Genomic DNA, 20,255 nt, shown 5'->3' on the forward strand with positions numbered 1-20,255 from the left:
TCGCAGGAGTTTGCACGAATGCTTGAAAAATGGCAAAATATAGGTGTAAGCAATCTGTCTTTCTTTGTAGGAGGACCTTTAGGTTTCAGTAATGAGGTCCTCTCTAAGGGCTGGCAGAAACTGTCTTTGTCAAGGATGACCTTTACTCACGAAATGGCTGTTCTTATCCTATTGGAGCAGCTTTTTCGGGCATTTGCGATCCTGGGCAACAGACCGTATCATTATTGATCTGGAGGTGCAAATCAGAAGTGGAAGACCCTACTAGTAGCGGGGATCCTGTATCGATTTTATTGAATCTGTTATTGCTTGGCTTTCTTCTTTATCTTTCGGGTGTCTTCTCTGGAACAGAAACTGCTCTTATGTCAATGGGTAAATTAAAACTACGTGATCTTGTCGATAGCAAAGAAAAGCGATTCAGCAAGTCGGTGAAGTTTTTTGTTCAAAACCCGAATTCAGTTCTCACAGCAATTCTGGTAATGAACAATGTTGTCAACATACTGTCTTCGTCACTTGCAACCTTGCTTGCATTGCAGCTTCTTCCAGATAACTCGGCTGGAGTTGCCGCAGCGTTAGTGACGGGCATTATGACCTTTCTCATTCTCATCTTTGGAGAAATCACACCCAAAATCTATGCGCGTGAGAATTCCGAGCGTTTATTCAGAAGAACAATCACCTTTATATCGGCAATCACGATTGTCTTGAAACCAATATTGTGGTTATTATTGCGGATTTCGGGTTTCTTTATAGTAATTATCGGTGGGAAAAAGGCCGAATTCGTACCTTTCATAACTGAAGACGAAATAAAATCTGCAGTAGATGCGGGGCATAAGGAAGGGGTTCTTCAGTCGGAAGAGAGAATGATTATGAAGAGAACTCTGGAGCTGAAAGATATATCGGTGAAAGAGATCATGACGCCCAGAGTCGAAATCGTTGCTCTTGAGGAAGAACAACCGTTGATAGATCTGATGGAACTCGTGCAATCCGAAGGATACTCTAGATATCCGATCTACAGGGAGAATATCGATAGGATTGTGGGTGTTTGCTATGCTAAAGATCTTCTGAACTTCATTCTCGACAGAAAGGACAACGATGTGCTCCAGACGATTCGTGTCGAAGAGATTATGAGGTATCCATATTTTGTTCCTGAGACGAAGAAGGTTGACGATCTTCTTAGAGAGTTCAAAGAGAAGAAGAATCATCTTGCAGTTGTTATAGATGAGTATGGAGGAACTGCTGGTATCATTACCATGGAAGATGTCATCGAAGAGCTTACGGGTGAAATACTGGACGAATATGATGAAGAGTCTGAAGAGATAATGATAGAGAGATTGGGAGAAAGAGAATACATAGTTGATGGAATGACTCCGATAAACGATATTGAGAGAGAACTGGAACAGCCATTTCCTGAAACGGAGTTCGAGACAATTGGCGGTTACCTGCTGGAAGTTCTTGAGAGATTTCCGGAAGTGGGAGAAAAGATTATCGTAGACGGATTCACTTTCGAAATTCTTGCTGCAGGAAAGAACAAAGTTGAGAAAATCAGGCTGATTGTAGACAGGAGGAGCGTTGATGATAGACAGATTGGAGGAGAAGGCACTAATACAGAAAGCTATTGAGGCTAAGGAGCGATCATACTCCCCTTACTCGAAATTTCCCGTTGGTGCGGCTCTACTTACCAAAGAAGGCCGAGTTTTCGTAGGAACCAATGTTGAAAACAGTTCATACGGACTATCTATGTGCGCAGAGAGGTCGGCCATCGTTTCGGCTGTTTCAAATGGGTACAGGAAGTTCAGAAGTATAGCTATAGTAAGTGACAGGAAGGAGCCGACTTCTCCTTGTGGAGCCTGCAGGCAGTTTATGGTGGAATTTGGGAACTTTGAAGTGATATTAGTAGGAGAAGGAAATATTAAGAGAACAACTACATTTGAGTTGCTGCCGATGCATTTTGAGATGGAGAAGTGAAATGGAGCGTTCAGTTGGAGAAGAGAGGATTTTTTCAGGAAGAATTCTGGGGCTTGAAAGACATACAGTCATTTTGCAGGATGGAAGCGTAGCTCTCAGAGAGGTGGTTAGGCATCCCGGGGCCGTCGCGATTGTCGCATTTGTCAGTGAGCAGTTGCTTCTTGTAAGGCAGTTCCGATTTCCGGTTCAGAAGTACATGCTTGAAATACCGGCTGGAAAGCTTGATCCGGGCGAGAGACCTGAAGATTGTGCTAGAAGAGAGTTGCTTGAGGAAACTGGCTACGTACCAAGATTTCTGCACAAATTGATTACAATAGAAACCTCTCCGGGCTTTTCTGATGAGATAATTCACATATATGTTGCTGAAGTAGAGAAGTCTCAGGAGCCTTGCCCCGATGAGGGGGAATTTGTTGAGCCGGTTCTAATTGATTCTAAAGAGGTTTTAGACATGATAATTGGTGGTCAAATTACCGATAGCAAGACAGTTTCTGGTATTTTGCTCGCTTTTGCTGGAAGGGAAAGTGATAAGTATGATTAGAGTTAGATTTGCTCCAAGCCCAACCGGATACCTCCATGTTGGAGGAGCTAGAACTGCGCTGTTTAACTACTTGTTTGCAAGGCACTACGGTGGAAAGCTTGTTCTCCGTGTCGAAGACACCGATATTTCCAGATCCACCAAGGAATTTGAGGATCAGCTAATGGAGTCGCTTCTGTGGCTTGGTATAACATGGGATGAGGGTCCAGATGTCGGTGGCGCTTTTGGCCCCTACAGACAAAGTGAGAGAGGTCCAGTTTACAGGGAAATGATCGGGGATTTGCTCCAAAGGGGACAGGCTTACGAAGTCCATGCTTATCCTGAAGAGATAGAGGAACTGCATGACAAATTGCTATCAGAAGGGAAGGCGCCACACTATGATCAAGAGATGCTTAAGGTCTTCAACACTAACGAAAGAATCTCTGAGTTCGAATCCAAAGGATTGAGACCTGTCGTTTTTTTCAAGATGCCTCGGAAAGAGTACAGGCTCCCAGATTTGATAAAGGGTGAAGTAGTCTTTAAGGAGGGGGCAATTGGAGATTTCGTGATTATGCGCTCCAACGGCCAACCTATCTATAACTTCGCTGTAGTGGCGGACGACATCACAATGGAGATCTCGCACGTGATACGGGGAGACGACCATCTTTCCAATACTCTAAGGCAACTCGCGCTCTATGAAGCCTTTGGAGCTCCAATACCCTCCTTTGCCCATGTTTCGATGATCCTTGGACCTGATGGAAAGAAACTAAGTAAAAGACATGGCGACACCTCGGTTGAGCAGTTCAGGGACAGGGGCTTTTTGCCTGAGGCCTTCTTCAATTTCCTTACACTGCTTGGCTGGTCACACCCGGACGGCAAAGAGATTCTGAATCACGAAGAGATTGTAGAGAGTTTCTCCATTGAAAGGGTCAACACAAGCGCTGCAATATTTGATGAGACGAAAGCCAAGTGGATGAACGGGGTTTACATTCGCGAATCTGATCTTGAAAGGATAACCGATTTGGCAGTCCCCTTCATTATTCAATCGAAATTAATGGATGCAGAAGACGCCGTTGCCAATAGGAAATGGCTGAAAAGAGCCGTTGATTCCGTTCGAAAGGGTGTGGAAACACTCTCCGAAATACCGGATAAGATGAGGCTATATTTCGAAGACCCTCAGGTGACTGTTTTCGCTCCTTCAAACGATGTTGAAAAGGGTGTTTATAAAGCTTTAGAAGCTTTCAAAGATCGAGTTGAGTATCTTGACTCATGGAACAACGATGAAATAATTGGGGCAATAAGAGGCATTCTCAAAGATCTGAAACCGGACAGAAAGGCTTTCTATATGACCCTGAGAAGGATACTCACATCTGTCGAAGAGGGGCCCGAATTAGTAGACATTATTTTTCTCTTGGGAAGGAACAAGACTCTCAACAGACTCCAGCGAGCACTCAACTCTATATAGACAAAGAGGCCAATCAAGGCCTCTTTTTGTTTGTCATGATTCCTTTTCATAAGGTGTACCGGAAGCTGCTGGAGACCGTGTCTTCCCAATGAATCCTCCGACTACTATCAGCGTAACCACAAACGGAAGCATATTGAAAAGAGGTTTTACGCTGGCCGAAACAGAGACTATAGAGCTGCTCTGTAACTGAAGATTCATGCTTCCGCAGCGCCAAAGAGAATTGCGGCCCACATGGCTCCAACGGGATTCCAGTTACCCAGTATCATCGCGGCAAGCGCAATAAACCCTCTTCCGTGAATCATATTTTCGACGAATCTTCCAAGCTCTCCGACTGAAAGAAAGGCTCCGGCTAGGCTTGCAAAAACGCCACTCATAAGAACACCGAAATATCTGATCTTGAAAACGTTTATTCCAAGAGTATCGGCAGCTTCGGGGTTTTCTCCGACAGCTCTCATTCTAAGCCCAAGGGGAGTCTTGTACATCAAGAACCAGCTGGCGATTACCGCGATAATGGCTAGGTAAGTAAAGGGGCTCATAGAACCAAAAATATCTCCGATAAAGGGAATCTCACTTAGCCAGCCAGCATCAAGATATGGCACCCGGCCTATGAAGTCTGTTTGACCCTCGTTACCAAAGATAGGAATCATCAAGAATGAAGTTGTGCCTTGTGCAATTATTACAAGAGCGGTAGCACTTACAATCTGGTTGGCAGACCACCTTATACTTGCCCACGCATGGAACCAAGTAAAGCCAGTACCGATAATTACTGCCATCAGAACCCCGAGCCAGGCATTTCCGGTTATTAGAGTGAAAACTATCGAAGTAAAGGCTCCCATTAGCATGATGCCTTCGAGCGCAATGTTAGTAACTCCCGTGATTTCACTATATGTTCCTCCGAGAGCAGCAAAGATTAAAGGAGTCGCAGAGAGCAGCGTTAGTTTATAGAACAAGGGGTTGACCAGAATTGCAAAGATCGCTTCGATCCAGCTCATATTGCAGTCACTCCTTTCTTTCGCTTCCAGGAAATCAGCGTTGATACTATTCTTTCGGCTGCCACGAGGAATATCACTATACCTTGAATTATCGAAACAATGTCGTTTGGAATCTGAGCTCGAATTTGCATCGCATTTGAACCGGTTCTTAGGGCAGCTATAAGAAGAGCAGCGAAGATTATTCCAATCGGGTTGTTTCTTCCTATAAGCGCAATCGTTATTCCATCAAAGCCTCTTCCTCCAGTGAGTTCTCCAACGAATCGATGAGGCGGAACACCAATAAGATCGACAATTCCTGCCATTCCTGCCAGAGCGCCACTTATCGCCATAGTAAGAATTATGCTCTTCCTGATGCTTATACCTCCATACTCTGCAGCATGAGGGTTGAATCCGACTGCCTTCAGCTTATAGCCTGTTGTAGTCTTTTCAATCAAGATATACATGATTATTGCAACAGCAACAGCAATGAAAATTCCGATGCTGAGTTCAGTCGCTTGAACCTTCAAGATCACAGGAAGTTTCGACGCCTCCGCAATCTCAGGACTCTTTGGAGTTCCGGAGCCCACGGCGAGAGGCCCAGTTACCATATAAGATGCCAAGTTAGAAGCAATCCAGTTCAGCATAATCGTTGAGATTACTTCGTGGGCACCGGTGAAGGCTTTGAGAAATCCGGCAATTGAAGCCCAAAAAGCTCCTGCAAGCATTCCCGCGAGAATAGAAAGAGGGATCGCTATAATTGACGGAATTCCACCGATGTTCATAGCGACCACTGCGCCTATAAGAGCGCCCATTGTCATCTGACCTTCAGCACCTATGTTAAAGACACCTGCTCTGAATCCAAAACCTACGGCGAGACCGGTAAGGATCAGAGGCGTCATCTTCATTATAGTGTCTGCTATAGCTTCCTGGCTGCCAAAGGCTCCATCAAGCATTATCGCGTAAGCTGTTACTGGATTCTTTCCGATCATGATGATAATTATGGAGGCGATTAGGAGAGCTATCAAAACGGAGACGATAGGAACTAGTAAAGCATATATTTTGCCCGTGTTCATGATTCATCACTCCGTGCCCTGACGACTTCGGTCTTCTTATGGCCCGCCATCATAAGGCCAATCTCCTCTCTATTAACTTCATGCGGAGCCACTTCTCCCATTATCTGACCTTCGTAGAAGACAAGTATTCTGTCTGAAAGAGAAAAGATCTCATCGAGTTCCATTGAAATCAATAGCAAAGCGATGCCTTTGTCCCGCATAGATATCAGCGTTTTATGAATGAACTCTATCGCACCAATATCAAGCCCTCTTGTTGGCTGAGAGACTACAACCACTTTGGGTTCAATGGGTACTATGCTGATCTCGCGGCCCACTACAACCTTCTGTTGGTTCCCTCCGGAGAGATTTCCAGTGATCATGTTTATATTCTTTGGCCTTATATCAAAAGTCTCAACAACATCACTTGCGAAGGTCTTGACAGCTTTCAAATTTATGAAGCCCTCTTGGGAAAATGGTTCCTCATCCTGCTTCCCCAGTATGAGGTTATAATAGACGGGATATTGCATTATCATGCCCCTTTTGTGTCGATCTTCAGGGATGTGTGTCATTCCGGCCTCTCTAATCTCAAGAGCTGTATGATTTGTCAGATCTTCTCCATTGAGGAAAATTCTTCCCTTTTCAACCTTTCTAAGTCCAGTAATTGCTTCAACTAGTTCCGTCTGGCCATTTCCCGCGACGCCGGCGATACCTACTATCTCGCCCCGACGAACTACGAAGGACACGCCATTTACGGTGTCGAGATTTCTGTTATCCTTTACGTGGAGATCTTTTATCTCCAAAACGGTCTCCCCTGCCTTTTTCTCTTCTTTTTCAACTCTGAGGAGGACCTCCCTGCCAACCATCATATTGGCGAGTTGTCTTGGATTAGTGTCTTTAGTATTGACTTGACCGGTCACCTTTCCCAATCTCATGACCGTAACTCTGTCAGTAATAGCCATTACCTCATTCAATTTGTGAGTAATGAAGACTATTGTCTTGCCGTTTTCCTTAAGAACACGGAGTATTTTGAAAAGTTCCTCTGTTTCTTGAGGGGTAAGAACCGCAGTTGGTTCATCGAAAATCAAGATCTCTGCACCCCTATAAAGGATCTTAAGGATCTCAACTCTTTGTTGCATGCCAACTGGAATGTCTTCGATATATGCATCGACATCGACGGCCAAGCCGTATTTTTTCGAGAGCTCTATTACTATCTTTCTTGCCCTGCCGGAGTCCATGAATAGCTTCAAGGGTCCTCGCCTAGGTTCAGATCCTAAGACGACATTTTCGGCTACCGTTTGATTGTCTACAAGCATGAAATGCTGGTGAACCATTCCTATTCCCATATCTATGGCATCTTTCGGCCCGTTGATTATCGTCTTTCTACCGTTAATAAAAACCTCCCCTTCATCAGGGGTATAAAGGCCATAAAGCTGGTTCATCAGGGTGGTTTTTCCAGCACCGTTTTCACCGACAAGTGCGTGAATCTCGGCCTTTCTGACTTCAAAATTCACATGATCATTGGCCAAAACAGAAGGGAATTGCTTCACTATGCCTTTCATGGCTACTGCAATACCAGAGAGATCGAGGTTTTCAACGTAATCCAGGTCCACACGCCCACCTCCATCGTACATGATACGAAAGATCGGGAGAGTTTACTCTCCCGATCTTTGATATCACACGGTTGTGTGAAGAGCTTCCATTAAGGAAGGGTTATTTCTGGGACAACGAAAGCGTCAAGTTTTTCCTGAGTATCAGGAACAACTAGCGTTCCGGCTTTTATTAGACCCTTCAGGAACTCGACATGAGAAAGGATAGTCGGTCCTACTATATCCTTGGTATAGGTCATAGGGCTTATGCCCACGCCTTCATCCTTTATACCCAGTGTCTTTGCTCCAGGTTCGAATGTTCCCAGAGCAATACTCATGACGGCCTGATAAGAAGCCATGTCGACTCTCTTAACTGAGCTTGTAAGAACTCTTCCAGGAGCCATGTAATCCTGATCGACATCGACACCAACTGCGAAGAAGCCCTCACCCTTCTCAGCTGCGGCCTCGATGACTCCATTTCCACAGGCCCCTGCGGCATGGAAGACAATATCCGCGCCTTCTGCGAACTGAGCGATGGCAAGGTCCTTTCCCTTCTTCGGATCGTTGAAGTCCATCGTATATCCCTGAAGCATGCTTATGGTCTTTCCATGGAGTTCTTCGTAAACTCTGATTCCAGCTTCATAGCCATAGCGGAACCTTTCGACCGGAGGAATTGGGAGACCACCGACAAAACCTACCATGTTTGTTTTCGTCATCGCTGCAACAACGTAGCCAACTAGGAAAGCCCCTTCCTGTTCTTTGAAAAGATAAGTTGCAACGTTGTTGGGCATGTTCTCGATCGGATCGATGTCGATTCCAATGAAGTAAGTGTCCGGGAACTGAGGAGCAACCTTGTAAAGCGCATCGGCCATCATGAAGCCTACTCCAAAAATAATGTCTGCTTCCTTGGCGGCATTAGACAGATTTGGAATGTAGTCGGCCTGCTCTTTCGACTGGACTACTTCTCTCTCCAGTCCGAGAAAATCAGAGGCCTTTACTATTCCTTCCCACGTGCCGTCGTTAAAAGACTTGTCACCAAGTCCTCCGACGTCTGTAACCATGATTACCTTCATAGCCATTACCGGGAGAGCAAACATTAGAATAAGTGAGAACACCAACAAAAGTCTTAGTTTCATTCAACAACACTCCCTTTCTTATGAGATAGTAAGATCCAAAGAACTGATAATGCAATTATACCCGCAAAAACTGTCAAAAACAAAGCGTTTACTGAGGGATCAATAGATATTCTTAGCATTGGAGATCCGCCTTGAACAAAGAGATTTAGAGTATCGATACCCGACAGAACGATTAAGAAATAAGCCGTGATCACTGCAAGATTGATGAAGGACATAACCGGTTTTCGCACAACGAACAATGTAATTGAGAGCAAGAGAAGAGCCACGACAAGCGATGCAAATTCGGGAACTCTGTAAACCTTAACTGGAACTGAAGAAGGGGCGTCATTCAGAAGAGGGGCCATCTTTTCATGGTAATCATCAAGGGCGACTTCGAGTTCCGGCTTCGACTGAAGCTCCGTTTCCAGTGAATTAGAGAAATCCTCTCTCATTCTACTACCTGCGAAACTAACAATCCTCTCCGAAGTTGCGATTAAAGTTGATAAGGCAGCTTCGTAACCTTTACGATTTCTTTCGCTGTCGCGAATGAAACCTTCTATATCTTTTGTAAGGCCTTCTAATTCAGAGACATAAGTATTCTGATTTTCAATTGACATATATTCACTGAATGCCGGTGCAGCCACTCTAAGCCTTCCGTTTGAGTCGACACTAAAACTCATTTTAGCAGCCGTTGAGAAAGAGTTCATCTTGTTCGGGATGATTACTCTCAAGACTCTCTTAAAGCTATTCAATTCACTTGAAACAAGTGAGTTTAAGTCTCTTGTTTGAAGGCTAATCATCGATTCCGGCGCAAGAAAGACATCATTTTTCAAAGTTGAATAGTAAACGGAATCATAGAATCCTTCAAAGCTGTCCATAAGGAGTTCAGGCTGTTCGTTGAGAAGGTTCATGAATGGCAGTAATGCTATCAAGAAAAGGAGAAGGAGTTTCAGAATAAGTATCCTACTCCTTTTTCTTCTATTGAATGCGGCTGCAACAGTAAGTAAGAACACGAAAGCAAAGGCTGGCAGAGCAACAACTGAATGAAGCGACAAATCAAATATGCCCGTGGTTATCTCTCCGATGAAGAAGATATAAAGCGTTTCCAGGATTATTATTATTCCAATAACATACTTTCTCATAGCAGGAACAACTGTGAATCCTAAAATGGTAATCAGTGCATAGGCCAATACTCTTAACCACCAGAGATCGATACGTTTATCAATACTTGAAACTAGGCTCTTTGAAAGCTCGTTCCTTATTCCTCCCATTATGTTTGCCTGAATCGGAACGATCTTCCTTACCTCGCTTTCGATGTCGCTTTCTATTAGACCCGTAGGAGTAAACTGTTTTATAGATAAAAGCTGGGCTCCCATCTGGATCTTCTCTACTATTTGAGATCTTAATTCTTGATTCTCCTCAAGAACATCCATCAAATCCTGAAAGTAGGAGTCTTCAGGTATGGAACCAATCTCTAATCCCGGGATGTCCTTAACTCTTATCTCAACGGATTCAGGATAAAATGGGGCGTTATCAATCAATCCAATTGATCTAAGAAGCCAAAGTCTGAAAAGTTCTCTTCCCAAAGACATAATTTCTGCATTACCTACCTGTGAAAGATCCATCGCAGTTTGAACTGCTAATCTGTTGACCTCCTCATCGACGAGCGAGCTAATGCTATATTCTTTGTTGCTTATGGTCGAAATTGCTGAATTAAGCGCATCAATTACACTTCTGTTTGAAAGGCTTAGAATTTCTTTTTCTGAATCATATGGTGCATCAGCTTCTAAACTATAGGGAGAAAAGGAATCCGTCACCAGAAGTTCGTCAGGAAATAAATCGGGTTTGGTTTCTATTAGGCCCAGAGAAAAAGCGATCCATTCTTTGTAGACTTCTCCGGCCATTTCACGTACTCTTGAGGAGTATGTATTGAAGACCTCAAGGTAAGCCGGCATTTCATTGAGTGTATGTATTTCAAAAGGCTTTCCAGAAATATCAGTAAGGACCCAGGCGAGAAAGGCACTGTAGGCGATTCTGTCATCGATATCACGAAACTCACTTTCATCGAATGCTTCAATATGCCTGGTAAGAAGTCCGGCAATAGTTGTAGAACTTTCCTTCTTTTCTATGCTCCCGACCATCTGAAGTTTGTAAAGTCTGTAGACAGACAAATAATCGAGATCTTCAATCAGCTTCAGAACTTTTGGAAGACTTGGCTCTTCCTTATTGTAGTCTTCTACGTAGGCCTTGAAATCTTCGATAATAACTTTCTGGCTAAAAGAAAAGGAAAGAATGGCGATCGCCAGAAACACAATGACCGAGAGTAATCTCTTTGGCACTTCACACCTCCAGCCCGATCACTTGTTTAACATATTCTCAATAGCATTGATTATCACATTGAGACCGGTAGTATTTGCGGCCCCGTCAGGTAAAACTATATCACAAAAGTATTTTTGCGGTTCTATGAAACTCTCGAAAGAGGGGGCGACAAATTTTCTGTATTGTTCGATTATGCTCTCTATTGATCTCCCTCGTTCCTTTGTATCCCGTTCAATTCTTCTAATTAGCCTTTCATCAGCCGGTGCATCTATGTAGATCGAAAAATCGAAGAGATCCCTCATTTCTTTCTTGAACATTACCAAAAGTCCTTCGACAATAATCAGCGGTTTAGGTATGAACTTTCTACATATTCCAGACTCACGCCTATAGGTCACCATACTATAGACAGGAACCATAATGCTTTTGTTCTCTTTAACGGATCTCAGATGCTCTTCGAAAAGCTCAAAATCAAAGGCCCTAGGGGAGTCAAAGTTGAATTCTCTTGGATCGGTGCCTGGATCGAGATTCTTATAATAGTCATCCATAGAAAGAACCGCAGCTCGCTCCATGAAATGATTGAAGATCATATTTGTCACCGACGTCTTTCCTGCCCCGCTGCCGCCAATTATTGAAACGAGGATCATTAATGCTTTATTCCTTTCTTTGAAGATCCATAAGTCATGCTAAAAGCAAGTGACCGGAAAGAAGCCGAAATATCTATCTCTTCGTTTATGATCCCCTGAGGTAAAGAAATTCTTATTGGCGCAAAATTTACTATGCCCTTTATACCTGCCTCCGTTAGCAGATCGGCGGTACTTTGCGCCGCGCTTGCCGGAACGGTAATCACACCGATTTCAATATTCCGACTTTTGACTATTTCTTTCAATTTGGCCGTGGACTCAATCGCGAGGTTATTTGGCATGGGCATTCCTATCTTGTTAGGATTGTTGTCGAACAATGCCTTTGCAACGAATCCCGATTTGGAAAGGCCTGGATAGTTGGCCAGCGCCATCCCTAGATTTCCCATTCCAACTATACACGTATTCCACCTCTTTCTGATTCCCAGTATCTCGCTTATGCTGTCAAGAAGAAGCTCGGTGTTGTAACCTACGCCCCTTTTGCCAAACTCGCCAAAATATGAAAGGTCTTTTCTGACTTGACTGGCTTTGATGCCTAGCCTGTCGGCAAAGTCTTTTGAAGATATGCTAGATACCCCAGAGATCACCAGGTTCTCTAGGCATCTGTGAAATATTGCAAGTCTCTTGATCGTGGGCTTGGGAATCTTTCTACTGTCCATTATCTATCTTCCTCCAGGAGTTTCATTGCGAAAATTATATCATGGTTACCGTCGGTTCATCTTTGATTGAGCCACTCAAAAATGTGAGACAGCTACGTGCTATAATTACCTTTAGAATGTTCATAATGTAGACTGGAGCACATTCTATGGAAAAGAGAGTTGTCTTGAAAAGCCAGTTCGTATCAGTACTAATGCTGATCATATCTCTTTTCCTTTTTCTTGAAACTTTGTACATTATTAGATATGTGAAGGAATCGCGGTCAGCTGAATTTGAGGTAACTTTTTATGATAATACTACACCGATCAGGATTCTCCTGGATGATGAAGGATACGTTCTTCAACCTGGGGAGAGTTTGGTGCTAAGTATTGGGCGAAATGACGAAGTGATTGTCGAGCAAGAAGTAGCGGGAAGATACACTGTAAGAGGTGGCGGAAAGATAGTCAATGTGAGTATTCCGCATGTGAAAGTGAGTGTAAAGTGATGGGGAATTATCGAAAGACGGAGATGGTCAATCTCGTAATCTTTGTTTTCGGTTCATATATAGATTACAGATTGCAGGAGGTTCAACCTGTTCTTGAGAAAAGATTTGGGCCAGCAGACTACATTTCAAAGGCTCTGGATTTTGATAGGTACACATCTTATTACAATGATGAAATGGGATATGGCTTGAGGGGAAAATTGATCTCCTTTAAAAGGCTTATTCACCCACAACAGATTTCTCTGATAAAAAGATTGACGAATGCGATAGAAGATCATTTCACGTTGGAGGGCAATCGAAAAGTAAATCTGGATCCGGGTTACATTCATCATGCGCAGTTCGTGCTGGCCTCTACGAAGCACTGGGCAAATCGTGTTTATGTTGGAGACGGCATATATGCAGAAATTACGCTTATGTTTATCGATGGCTCTTTGAAACCTCTTCCATACACTTATCCCAATTACAAAGATCGTGAATACATAGAAGAGCTTATGAAAATCAGGGAGTTGTATCTTCTCAAGAGAAAGGAAAGGCTATGAAGCTCGGAGTTCTTTCTCTGGGATGCTCAAAGAATATCGCTGACATGGACAACTTCGTGGGGATAATGGCTAATAGAGGACACGAGATAGTTGAAGATGCTTCAGTTGCGGATTTGATAATTATAGACACCTGCGGCTTTATTGACGAAGCAAAAAAGGAGAGTGTGGAGGAAATCTTCAAATTCATTTCTCTTAAGCAAGAGAATCCCGGATTGAAGGTAATAGCTGTAGGGTGTCTTGTGCAGCGATATTTTGATGAACTAAAATCGGAAATTGCTGAGATAGATGGACTTATAGGAGTTACAAGTCCATTTACTCTTGCAGATCTAATTGAAAATGGGGAATTCTTCTATTTGAAGGAGCCAGATGGAGTATACGACTATTCCAGTAGAGTGGTCAGCAGTAAGTATTCTGCTTATGTGAAGATAGGAGATGGTTGTAACAGAAACTGCGCCTTTTGTTCTATTCCTAATTTCAAGGGGAAGTCGGTAAGTCGAAATCCAGATAGTATAGTGAAAGAGACACTTTCTCTCATAAGAAAAGGAGTAAAGGAGATCGATCTCGTTTCTCAGGATTGTACACAATATGGAAAAGACTTGAACGAGAAAACGGATCTCAAGAGCCTTCTTGAGAGGCTCAACAATATTGATGGGGATTTCTGGATAAGGGTTCTTTATCTTCATCCTGATCACGTTGACAACGAGCTTGTCGATTCGATTCTCTCACTGTCAAAAGTCGTAGATTATTTTGATATTCCAGTTCAAAGCGGTTCCACAAGGATCTTGAAGAAGATGGGGAGGATAAAGGATTCAGATCGGTTGCGCGAGCTGCTGTTTGGAATAAGACAAAAGGCTCCTCACGCTATTCTGAGAACAACCTTGCTGATTGGTTTTCCCGGTGAAAGTGAAGCAACATTCAATGAAACCCTTGATTTTGTGAGAAGTGTAAAATTCGATAGACTTGGAGGCTTTGTTTATTCCAGCGAAGAAGGGACTCAGGCATTCGGCCTGAAGAGGACGATCGGCAGAAAGGCAGCTAAGGAAATGCTCAATTCGTTGCTTGAAGAACAGGATACAATTTCAGCCGGAAGGCTTTCCCAGTTCAAAGGACAGATAATGACTGTTCTTGTTGAAGAAAGCGGTTCAAGTTATTCGCTTGGAAGAGCCTATAACAGTGCGCCAGACGTCGACGGAGTGGTAGTACTTAAAGGTCATAATGAGGATGGGGTTTTTGTTAAAGCGAGAATTACTGATTCTTATGAACATGACATGGAAGGTGTTATCTTGGATGAACTTGCCTAATATTTTAACTTTATCCAGAATGTTGCTTACTATACCTGCATTGCTGATGCTAATGAGCGGGAGTGTTGTGGGTCACTATTTTTCGTTTATTGTTTTCGTTGTCGCTGCTTTGACAGATTTCTTCGATGGCAGAATAGCGCGAAAACGTGGATTGGTTACGGATTTAGGAAAATTCCTTGACCAGATCTCCGATAAGATACTGGTTACGTCGGTTTTCTTAGGGTTTATGGGGCTATCTAGGATCAGTCTGTGGTTCCTCTTTATCCTCATATTCAGGGATACACTGGTGTCGGGGATTCGAATGGTTGCTTCAAGTAAGGGAAAAGTAATTGCCGCGGACATATTTGGCAAAGCCAAGACCGTGGCGCAAATTTCGCTCTTGATACTTCTTTACTCTAATTTGCTCTGGAAATTTCCCGCTGCGAGTTTGATGGTTTGGTTCGAGATCCTTGTTGCTATCATAACGGCGTTAAGTGGGGGCAATTACCTACTTAAGAATCTTGATATCTTTAAGGGAGGAAAGTAAATTGCGCTCTTTTATTGCAGTTGACACCGGCGAGAGAGTCCCGGCCATGATAGACGGTATATCGGAAAAGCTTAGAAGAATGGGATTCAAAGCATCCTGGGTGCCTGGAGCAAACGCTCATGTCACGCTCGCATTTCTTGACAACATTGAGTTGGAGAAACTTGCTTTGCTCGCGTCGATGCTTTCTCGCAGATTAAGAGGCTTTCCTTCTTTTACTTTGGAGACGGGTAGAATAGGTTATTTCAAGCACAAGGATCTGCCGAAAGTAATCTGGGTTGCAATCGAGCGGAACCAAAATCTTGTCAATCTCCAGAGAGAAACAAGAGTAGTGCTTGAGGCGTTAAGTCTTCCTGTCGACGAGAATTTCAGACCCCATCTAACAGTTGGAAGAATGAAGTTTAGTCCACCCATGTGGCGCAAGTTTCTAAGCACTCTTGAAAATGAGCGCATAATCTTCCCCGTTGGAGAAGTTACAATATTCGAATCTATCCTTTCGAGGGAAGGTGCAACATACAGGAAGGTCTTCACATGCAGTTTTGAAGGAGGACTGATTGAACATGCTGTCTAAGGATAAGAAGAACGCACTTGAAAGGGCAATAAAGGACATTGAAAAACAGTTTGGTAAGGGTTCAGTAATGTTGATGGGTGATAAGGAAGAACACAAAAGCATAGAAGTTATCCCTACTGGATCGCTTGCAGTTGATATCGCTTTGACGGTTGGAGGATACCCGAGAGGTAGAGTTGTTGAGATCTATGGTGCGGAGTCAAGTGGCAAGACGACCATTGCCTTGCATGCTATTGCAGAAGTTCAGAAGCGCGGTGGAATAGCTGCTTTTATCGACGCCGAACATGCGCTGGATATTCACTATGCCCAGAACCTCGGCGTAGATGTTGACAATCTTCTTATTTCTCAGCCAGACTACGGGGAACAGGCCCTCGATATCGTCGATGGTCTTATAAGATCAAATGCCGTTGATCTAATTGTAGTAGATTCTGTCGCTGCCCTGGTCCCTAGAACTGAGATTGAGGGGGCTATGGGTGAACTTCAAGTCGGACTCCAAGCCCGTCTTATGTCTCAGGCATTGAGAAAGATTTCCGGAAATGTTAGTAAGTCCAAATGCATAGTCATTTTCATTAACCAGACGAGAATGAAAATTGGGGTAGTTTACGGGAACCCTGAAACCACCACTGGAGGAGTAGCTCTTAAGTTTTACTCTTCAGTAAGGCTTGAGATAAAAAGAGGGAGCGCGATAAGAGAAGGAAATACGGTCCTTGGAAACGAGACAACGATAAAAGTCGTGAAGAACAAAGTTGCGCCTCCATTCCGAGAAGCGAAGGTTGACATAATCTATGGACAGGGTATTGAACATGCAAACGAGCTCTTCAATCTTGCGCTCTCAGAAAACATGATAGAGAGGAAAGGCGCCTGGTATACCTACATCTCGGAAGATAATAATGAGGTAAGTCTTGGTCAGGGAAAGTCAAACGGTGTGGAATTCATGAAAGAGAATCCCGAATTGATTCTTGAAATAGAAAACAGGCTTAGAGCAAAATACAATTTGCCACTCTTAGAAGCTAAAAAAGAGGAGAAGGAAGAGGAAGGATAGTGCTTTCCGATCCAATGAAGGATGCAGTTAGATACATAAGGTATAGGATGAGATCCAGAAAGGAGATAGAAGACCAACTACTGAAAAAGGGTTATTCTCAGGAAGAAGTCGATGAGGTCATTGAAAAACTTGAAGAGCAAAAGCTAGTAGACGACAGAGTCTTTGCCAGACTCTATGTAAGCGATGGACTGAACGTTCATCATAAGGGCCCATTCAGAATCAGACAGGAGCTTTTCAAACTGGGCATCTTGGAAGAGATTATCTCTGATTCAATTGAGAAGGAATTGGAAAACTGCGACTTGAAAGAGATTGCGAAAATTGCGATTGGTAGTGCAGAAAGGACAGATGCTGATAAAATACGAAGAAAACTTTATAGAAAAGGATTTTCGTCTTCGTTAATAGACGAAGTAATTGACGAAATTGATGAGAAATCATGAAGGGAGGGAGCTGGTTTCCTCGACTGAAATTGAAAGGACCAGCGTTGAGAAACTATGATGTTTTTGATTGGTATAATAGCCGGCCTCGCAGCAGGGATAGCGCTGGCTTATTTTATATTCACCCCCTCTGCCGTGAAGAAGGCGAAGGAGGAGCTGCAACTCCAGCAGAAATCGGCGAAGCAAGATTCAGAGTCGATCATAAAAAGGGCTCAGGAAGAGGCAGATCATCTGAAGAAGAAGGCTCTCATTGAAGGGCGCGAAGAACTCCATCGACTTAGGGAAGAGCAGGAGAAGGACTTCAAGAGAGATCGAGAGGAACTGAAGCAATGGGAAGACAGGATTTCGAGAAGAGAAGACAACATCGACAAAAAGGAAGAAACTATTGAAAAGATGAAAATGCAGCTTGATTTAGAGCGCGCTCAGGTTGAAGAAATGAAAGAAGAAGCTGAAAAGAAGCTCTTCACTTTGGCCGATCTTTCGATGGAGGAAGCGAGGAATATGGTTCTGAAGAGAGCAGAAGAGACATATGAACATGATCTTGCTCAAAAGCTGAAGGAATTGAAAGATCACTATGATGAAGAGGGAACCCGTTACGCAAAATGGGTAATCGTGAATTCAGTGCAGCGTTACGCTGCAGACTACACAGGAGATGTGACAGTAAGCACTGTTAGTCTCCCCTCAGATGAAATGAAAGGTAGGATCATTGGAAGAGAGGGTAGAAATATCAGAGCCTTCGAAAAACTAACGGGTTCAGATCTTGTGATCGATGACACACCTGAGGTCGTAGTCGTATCTTGTTTCAATCCTCTGAGAAGAGCAATAGCCAAGATGACTCTAGATAGACTTGTGGAAGATGGCAGAATTCACCCGGCAAGAATCGAGGAAATGTACGAGAAATCCAAGAAAGAGATTTACAATGAAATAAAGGAAGCCGGCCAGGAAGCGTTAATGAAAGTGGGAATTCCTTCTATGCATCCGGAGCTTGTCAAACTTCTCGGTAGACTGAAGTTCAGGACCAGTTACGGGCAGAACGTCTTGCAGCATTCGATCGAAGTAGCGCATCTGGCGGCGTTGATGGCCTCGGAACTTGGACTGAACGTCGATAAGGTGAAGAGAGGTGCAATTCTTCACGATATCGGGAAAGCGATTGATCACGAAGTTGAAGGATCCCACGCAATAATCGGTGGAGAAATCGCAAAGAGATACGGCGAAAAGAGTCACGTGGTGAATATGATTCAGTACCACCATGGTGAGACAGAAGCTTTAACTCCTGAGGCAGTTCTGGTAGCCGCGGCAGACGCAGTTTCGGCATCCAGGCCCGGAGCAAGAAGAGAGTCGCTAGATATGTACATAAAGAGGCTGGAGAATCTCGAAAATATTGCCACCGGGTTCAAACACATAGAGAAGGCTTACGCTATTCAAGCCGGGAGGGAAATTCGAGTCATCGTTGAACCTGAAAAGGTTGACGATCTTCTTGCTGAAAAGATGGCCATTGATATAGCAAAGAAGATTGAAGAAGAACTGGAATATCCCGGTGTTATAAAGGTTACTGTAATAAGAGAGCGAAGAAGCGTCTCTTATGCTTCCTGAAAGATTGACATAGGAAAAGCAGTGATATAAAATTGAAACCAGGTGCCAACGTAGCTCAACCGGTAGAGCGGCTCATTCGTAATGAGCAGGTTGGGGGTTCAAGTCCCTTCGTTGGCTCCAGATGCGCCCTTTATGGGCGCATTACTATTGGTGGTGGGAAAAATGGATAACTTCGAGTTAGAGGTTCTTCGATTTGTAAAAGATTGGGATCTCGTACGCGAAGGGCAGAGAATTCTTGTTGCCGTTTCCGGTGGAAAGGATTCAATGGCTCTCTTAAATGTTCTGAACAACTTGAAATCAACACTGAAGATAGAGCTTTTCGCGGCTAACCTAAACCATGGCCTTCGCGAAGAGGGACCCCAAGAAGAGGCAAGAATGATTGAGCAGTTCTGTGAAGATCGCTTTATAGATTTTTTCCATGAAAAGCGCGATGTGAGGGAATACATGAGAACGAAGAAGGGAGAATCAATTGAATCGGCTGCAAGGGAAGTAAGATACGGTTTTTTGAGAGACGTGAAGTCTATGATAGGAGCCGACCGCATTGCTCTTGGCCACAATCGAGATGATCTTGTGGAGAATACCTTATTGAGATTGGTGAAGGGGACAGGCATGAAAGGCGTAATTGGGTTGCGCCCATCGAACGGCGATTTGATAAGGCCACTGCTGTTCAGCGATATGCAACGTATTATAGATTATGTTACAATTAACAAGGTTACATTTATGGAGGATGAAACCAACGCTGAGGATGGTTTTGAGCGCAATTTCCTGCGTTTGCGGGTCATACCAGAACTAAGAAAGATAAACCCGGCGCTTAACAAAGCAATTTGGAGGTTCTTTGAAAATATCTATGATGGATACTCGTTAATTGATTCGAGGGTTGAAACGCTAATGTCTAGATTTGGGAAGGCAGATGGGATATATTTCGCTAAGCTCTCTGAACTGAGAGAGATAGAGAAACCTCTCATTCTTGAGCTGGTTAGAAAGATAGTGTCTATGATGAGTTTTGACAACTACCCTCCTTCTCGGGAGCGTGCGTTAGCCTTTTTTGATCTCTTCTCTAAAGACGAAGGTCGGTGGACAGTTGAGTTCAAAGAAAATGTGAAAGCTTCCAGGATTGGCAAATATGTGTTTTTTTACAGAGGAACCCTTGAGTTTCATGGGCATGAAAAAAGTTTTATAGAATCCATTCCTTTTGTCTATGAGGCTGAAGGCTGGCAAATCAAAGTCGAATCCAAGGCGGGAATTTCAAGTGAGAATTACGGTGAATTTGATGGTGCTTTCAAAAGTATATGTTCAGATTCCCGAATTATCTTTCCGTTGAGTATTAGAAGGATGAACGACAAGGATAAGATTATACCCTTTGGAATGAAGAGAGAAAAGAAAGTGGTAGATGTTTTGTCAAACAAAGGTCTTAAGGGCTTCTCGAGTATGATAATGGTTCTTGAAAACGCTTTTGGAGAGATCCTCTGGATTCCGGGTGTTGTCACGAGCGAGT

Annotated in this window: 20 protein-coding genes, 1 tRNA gene and 1 pseudogene; 15 read left to right on the forward strand and 7 right to left on the reverse strand. The window is 43.6% G+C overall.

The annotated features are described in order from the left end of the window. From BG32_RS04200 to gltX, 5 genes are all read left to right on the forward strand, one after another. Positions 1-228 (forward strand): 23S rRNA (pseudouridine(1915)-N(3))-methyltransferase RlmH (locus BG32_RS04200; protein ID WP_147434822.1); only part of this gene is annotated, 228 nt, incomplete at its 5' end. 20 nt (positions 229-248) lie between these two features. After that, positions 249-1,616, forward strand: a complete 1,368-nt coding sequence (locus tag BG32_RS04205) for a hemolysin family protein (protein ID WP_121526449.1) — start codon at positions 249-251, stop codon at positions 1,614-1,616. Beyond that, positions 1,570-1,962: a cytidine deaminase gene (locus BG32_RS04210; RefSeq protein ID WP_121526450.1), complete on the forward strand. Its 393-nt coding sequence runs from the start codon at positions 1,570-1,572 to the stop codon at positions 1,960-1,962. Before BG32_RS04205 ends, BG32_RS04210 begins: the two co-directional genes overlap by 47 nt. A gap of 1 nt (position 1,963) precedes the next feature. Then, entirely contained in the window at positions 1,964-2,500 is a 537-nt protein-coding gene (locus BG32_RS04215; RefSeq protein ID WP_121526451.1) for an NUDIX hydrolase, read from the forward strand. Beyond that, entirely contained in the window at positions 2,493-3,941 is a 1,449-nt protein-coding gene (gene gltX, locus BG32_RS04220; RefSeq protein WP_121526452.1) for a glutamate--tRNA ligase, read from the forward strand. The genes BG32_RS04215 and gltX overlap by 8 nt, the downstream gene beginning before the upstream one ends. A 33-nt stretch (positions 3,942-3,974) precedes the next feature. Here gltX and BG32_RS04225 read toward each other — a convergent pair. From BG32_RS04225 to BG32_RS04255, 7 genes and pseudogenes are all read right to left on the reverse strand, one after another. After that, a pseudogene (locus BG32_RS04225) lies at positions 3,975-4,933 on the reverse strand (ABC transporter permease). Continuing rightward, positions 4,930-5,985: an ABC transporter permease gene (locus tag BG32_RS04230; protein ID WP_121526453.1), complete on the reverse strand. Its 1,056-nt coding sequence runs from the start codon at positions 5,983-5,985 to the stop codon at positions 4,930-4,932. The pseudogene BG32_RS04225 and the gene BG32_RS04230 overlap by 4 nt, the downstream one beginning before the upstream one ends. Continuing rightward, complete coding sequence (locus tag BG32_RS04235; RefSeq protein ID WP_183084282.1) at positions 5,982-7,523, reverse strand: ABC transporter ATP-binding protein; 1,542 nt, start codon at positions 7,521-7,523, stop codon at positions 5,982-5,984. The genes BG32_RS04230 and BG32_RS04235 overlap by 4 nt, the downstream gene beginning before the upstream one ends. A 140-nt stretch (positions 7,524-7,663) precedes the next feature. Beyond that, positions 7,664-8,686, reverse strand: a complete 1,023-nt coding sequence (locus BG32_RS04240; protein ID WP_099771852.1) for a BMP family protein — start codon at positions 8,684-8,686, stop codon at positions 7,664-7,666. Beyond that, positions 8,683-11,004: a hypothetical protein gene (locus tag BG32_RS04245; protein WP_121526455.1), complete on the reverse strand. Its 2,322-nt coding sequence runs from the start codon at positions 11,002-11,004 to the stop codon at positions 8,683-8,685. The genes BG32_RS04240 and BG32_RS04245 overlap by 4 nt, the downstream gene beginning before the upstream one ends. 18 nt (positions 11,005-11,022) lie before the next feature. Continuing rightward, a complete protein-coding gene (gene udk / locus BG32_RS04250) occupies positions 11,023-11,628 on the reverse strand; it encodes a uridine kinase (RefSeq protein ID WP_099771854.1) in 606 nt (201 codons plus the stop codon). Beyond that, positions 11,628-12,281, reverse strand: coding sequence for a redox-sensing transcriptional repressor Rex (locus BG32_RS04255; protein ID WP_099771855.1), 654 nt, complete (start codon positions 12,279-12,281; stop codon positions 11,628-11,630). Before BG32_RS04255 ends, udk begins: the two co-directional genes overlap by 1 nt. A 146-nt stretch (positions 12,282-12,427) precedes the next feature. On the opposite strand from BG32_RS04255, the gene BG32_RS04260 reads away from it, so the two are divergent. From BG32_RS04260 to tilS, 10 genes are all read left to right on the forward strand, one after another. Continuing rightward, positions 12,428-12,763, forward strand: a complete 336-nt coding sequence (locus tag BG32_RS04260) for a hypothetical protein (protein ID WP_099771856.1) — start codon at positions 12,428-12,430, stop codon at positions 12,761-12,763. Continuing rightward, a complete protein-coding gene (locus BG32_RS04265; RefSeq protein ID WP_099771857.1) occupies positions 12,763-13,299 on the forward strand; it encodes a DUF4416 family protein in 537 nt (178 codons plus the stop codon). The genes BG32_RS04260 and BG32_RS04265 overlap by 1 nt, the downstream gene beginning before the upstream one ends. Beyond that, positions 13,296-14,600 carry a 30S ribosomal protein S12 methylthiotransferase RimO gene (gene rimO / locus BG32_RS04270; RefSeq protein WP_121526456.1) on the forward strand — a complete coding sequence of 435 codons (1,305 nt, stop codon included), beginning with the start codon at positions 13,296-13,298 and terminating at the stop codon, positions 14,598-14,600. Before BG32_RS04265 ends, rimO begins: the two co-directional genes overlap by 4 nt. Next, a complete protein-coding gene (gene pgsA / locus BG32_RS04275) occupies positions 14,587-15,126 on the forward strand; it encodes a CDP-diacylglycerol--glycerol-3-phosphate 3-phosphatidyltransferase (protein WP_180274833.1) in 540 nt (179 codons plus the stop codon). The genes rimO and pgsA overlap by 14 nt, the downstream gene beginning before the upstream one ends. A gap of 1 nt (position 15,127) precedes the next feature. Continuing rightward, complete coding sequence (gene thpR, locus BG32_RS04280; RefSeq protein WP_014730226.1) at positions 15,128-15,694, forward strand: RNA 2',3'-cyclic phosphodiesterase; 567 nt, start codon at positions 15,128-15,130, stop codon at positions 15,692-15,694. Further along, positions 15,684-16,733, forward strand: a complete 1,050-nt coding sequence (gene recA / locus BG32_RS04285) for a recombinase RecA (RefSeq protein ID WP_014730227.1) — start codon at positions 15,684-15,686, stop codon at positions 16,731-16,733. Before thpR ends, recA begins: the two co-directional genes overlap by 11 nt. Beyond that, complete coding sequence (locus tag BG32_RS04290) at positions 16,733-17,170, forward strand: regulatory protein RecX (RefSeq protein WP_014730228.1); 438 nt, start codon at positions 16,733-16,735, stop codon at positions 17,168-17,170. The genes recA and BG32_RS04290 overlap by 1 nt, the downstream gene beginning before the upstream one ends. A 54-nt stretch (positions 17,171-17,224) precedes the next feature. Further along, positions 17,225-18,760: a ribonuclease Y gene (rny, locus tag BG32_RS04295; protein WP_121526457.1), complete on the forward strand. Its 1,536-nt coding sequence runs from the start codon at positions 17,225-17,227 to the stop codon at positions 18,758-18,760. Between the two features lie 44 nt (positions 18,761-18,804). Further along, positions 18,805-18,880 (forward strand) — tRNA-Thr (locus BG32_RS04300). Positions 18,881-18,922: 42 nt separating this feature from the next. Further along, positions 18,923-20,255 (forward strand): tRNA lysidine(34) synthetase TilS (tilS, locus tag BG32_RS04305; protein WP_121526458.1); only part of this gene is annotated, 1,333 nt, incomplete at its 3' end.

Source organism: Mesotoga sp. HF07.pep.5.2.highcov (genome assembly GCF_003666285.1).
Taxonomy (GTDB): Bacteria; Thermotogota; Thermotogae; order Petrotogales; family Kosmotogaceae; genus Mesotoga; species Mesotoga prima.

What these genes read in the sequence shown, in the direction of transcription:
- BG32_RS04230 (WP_121526453.1), bottom strand. Translation starts at nt 5,985, where the DNA reads ATGAACACGGGCAAAATATATGCTTTACTAGTTCCTATCGTCTCCGTT.
- BG32_RS04235 (WP_183084282.1), bottom strand. Translation starts at nt 7,523, where the DNA reads ATGAAAGGCATAGTGAAGCAATTCCCTTCTGTTTTGGCCAATGATCAT.
- udk (WP_099771854.1), bottom strand. Translation starts at nt 11,628, where the DNA reads ATGATCCTCGTTTCAATAATTGGCGGCAGCGGGGCAGGAAAGACGTCG.
- BG32_RS04210 (WP_121526450.1), top strand. Translation starts at nt 1,570, where the DNA reads ATGATAGACAGATTGGAGGAGAAGGCACTAATACAGAAAGCTATTGAG.
- gltX (WP_121526452.1), top strand. Translation starts at nt 2,493, where the DNA reads ATGATTAGAGTTAGATTTGCTCCAAGCCCAACCGGATACCTCCATGTT.
- BG32_RS04240 (WP_099771852.1), bottom strand. Translation starts at nt 8,686, where the DNA reads ATGAAACTAAGACTTTTGTTGGTGTTCTCACTTATTCTAATGTTTGCT.
- rny (WP_121526457.1), top strand. Translation starts at nt 17,225, where the DNA reads ATGATGTTTTTGATTGGTATAATAGCCGGCCTCGCAGCAGGGATAGCG.
- BG32_RS04260 (WP_099771856.1), top strand. Translation starts at nt 12,428, where the DNA reads ATGGAAAAGAGAGTTGTCTTGAAAAGCCAGTTCGTATCAGTACTAATG.
- BG32_RS04255 (WP_099771855.1), bottom strand. Translation starts at nt 12,281, where the DNA reads ATGGACAGTAGAAAGATTCCCAAGCCCACGATCAAGAGACTTGCAATA.
- pgsA (WP_180274833.1), top strand. Translation starts at nt 14,587, where the DNA reads ATGAACTTGCCTAATATTTTAACTTTATCCAGAATGTTGCTTACTATA.
- recA (WP_014730227.1), top strand. Translation starts at nt 15,684, where the DNA reads ATGCTGTCTAAGGATAAGAAGAACGCACTTGAAAGGGCAATAAAGGAC.
- BG32_RS04215 (WP_121526451.1), top strand. Translation starts at nt 1,964, where the DNA reads ATGGAGCGTTCAGTTGGAGAAGAGAGGATTTTTTCAGGAAGAATTCTG.
- rimO (WP_121526456.1), top strand. Translation starts at nt 13,296, where the DNA reads ATGAAGCTCGGAGTTCTTTCTCTGGGATGCTCAAAGAATATCGCTGAC.
- BG32_RS04265 (WP_099771857.1), top strand. Translation starts at nt 12,763, where the DNA reads ATGGGGAATTATCGAAAGACGGAGATGGTCAATCTCGTAATCTTTGTT.